Origin of the sequence: Nitrosomonas sp. GH22, from assembly GCF_009833115.1 — a bacterium.
Classification (GTDB): Bacteria; Pseudomonadota; Gammaproteobacteria; order Burkholderiales; family Nitrosomonadaceae; genus Nitrosomonas; species Nitrosomonas eutropha.
The window spans coordinates 1-1365 of the sequence record NZ_QRCA01000071.1 but is presented as its reverse complement, the minus strand read 5'-3'; the positions used below and the strand labels follow the sequence as shown (position 1 = coordinate 1365).

The following is a 1365-nucleotide window of genomic DNA, read 5'->3' as shown; positions in this document are numbered from 1 at the left end:
GTCTCGTGGGCTCGGCTTATCCATTTGGCAAGCTGTCAGACAGCATGAGTCGCACCAGGCTGCTGATGCTTGGCCTGATCGTGCTGATCATTGCAGATTTTGTACTGGCCTATGCCCAGTCCTGGGGTGTTGTATTTATCGGCGTTGCCCTGTGGGGCCTGCACCTGGGTATGACCCAGGGGTTGCTGGCGGCCATGGTGGCAGATACCGCCCCCGCTGATCTGCGTGGCAGCGCATTTGGCTTCTTCAACTTGCTCAGCGGCTTGAGTATGCTGGTTGCCAGCGTACTGGCCGGGTTGCTGTGGGATCAGCTCGGGCCAGCTTTCACGTTTTATGCAGGCGCGTTCTTTTGCGTCCTGGCGTTGGCAGTCATGGCATTCAAGCGGCGAAAAGTGCGCATGTCTGGTTAGAGAGAGGGAGCACACAAAATCGAAATTCAATCCTTCCTGAACTGGGTTGCACAGTATCCCCACTGGACGCTGGCGGGCGTTTTCCTCATCGCTTTGGGAGAATCGCTGGCCGTAGTAGGGCTGTTCGTACCAGGCGCTGCAGTCATGGTCACTGCCGGAGCGCTCATCGCGCTAGGGGCGATTGAATTCTGGCCAACGCTGCTTGTGGCCATCGCAGGTGCTATCATCGGCGATGGCGTCAGCTACTGGCTCGGCCATCACTACCGTGAGCGTTTGCGCTCTGTTTGGCCGTTCCGCAGCCATGCGCAATTGCTAGCGCAAGGAGAGAGTTTTTTCCAACGCCACGGCGCCATGAGCGTTTTGCTCGGCCGTTTCATCGGCCCGGTGCGCCCGATCGTTCCCATGGTGGCCGGCATGCTCGGAATGCCACCGGCGCATTTCTATGCCGTGAACGTATTGTCGGCAGTAGTCTGGGCACCGGCCTACCTGCTGCCCGGTATGGCCTTCGGTGCATCGCTTGCGCTGGCAGGTGCGGTCGCGGTAAGGTTGGCGGTCCTGTTGGTTCTGCTGGTCGCTTCGATCTGGCTCCTGTTGTGGCTGGTTCGCTGGACTTTTCGGGTGCTCTCTCCGCGGGCCGGCCAGATCGTGCAGACAGTCCTGACCTGGATCGGCAGCCATCCTCGCCTCAACCGTTTATTCGGTGGAGTGCTTGACCCATCTCGGCCGGAGGCCGGGGCATTACTGATGATCGGCGCCTTGCTGATCGGTTCCACTTGGCTGTTCCTGGGCGTTTTGGGGGATGTTGTCAGCGCTGATCCATTGGTGTGTGCAGATCAGGTTTTGTACCAGCTTATGCAGGGCTTGCGCATGCCCTGGCGGCTGCAGGATCTATGGTGTTCGCGACGGAGCTGGGCGACGGTGCGGTGATTGCACTGGTCGCCGCAACGGTATTGGC

2 protein-coding genes are annotated in these 1365 nt (G+C 59.8%); both read left to right on the top strand.

The features are described 5' to 3' along the window. On the top strand, nt 1-410 hold a 410-nt coding region (locus tag ABF86_RS12335; protein ID WP_160803658.1), incomplete at its 5' end, for an MFS transporter. Nucleotides 411-503: 93 nt separating this feature from the next. Continuing rightward, nucleotides 504-1337: a DedA family protein gene (locus tag ABF86_RS12330; RefSeq protein WP_275689315.1), complete on the top strand. Its 834-nt coding sequence runs from the start codon at nt 504-506 to the stop codon at nt 1335-1337. Nucleotides 1338-1365 lie beyond the last annotated feature (28 nt).